Origin of the sequence: Gleimia coleocanis DSM 15436 (genome assembly GCF_000159015.1) — a bacterium.
Classification (GTDB): Bacteria; Actinomycetota; Actinomycetes; order Actinomycetales; family Actinomycetaceae; genus Gleimia; species Gleimia coleocanis.
Genome location: NZ_DS999560.1, coordinates 1 through 241, shown reverse-complemented (window position 1 = coordinate 241; position 241 = coordinate 1). Strand labels below are relative to the sequence as shown.

Below are 241 nucleotides of genomic sequence, written 5' to 3'. Positions count from 1 at the left end.
CAAACTGCTCGAATTCGGCGAGAGCTACGGCGTCGACGTCCGTATCCCGCAAATCAAGCTCTGCACCGACAACGGTGCCATGGTCGCCATGCTCGGCGTGAACCTGGTCGAAGCCGGCGTGGCCCCCAGCGCCCCCGACTTCCCGATCGACTCCGCCATGCCCCTGACCAAGGTCTCGATGTAAGATTTGCACGGTATTCCCAAACTGATACTGGGAATACCGTGCCTCTCATCGGTGAAT

At 59.8% G+C, this 241-nt stretch carries 1 pseudogene; it reads left to right on the top strand.

The features are described from left to right. A pseudogene (locus tag HMPREF0044_RS07670) lies at positions 1-184 on the top strand (tRNA (adenosine(37)-N6)-threonylcarbamoyltransferase complex transferase subunit TsaD); the annotation flags it as partial. Between the last annotated feature and the right edge of the window lie 57 nt (positions 185-241).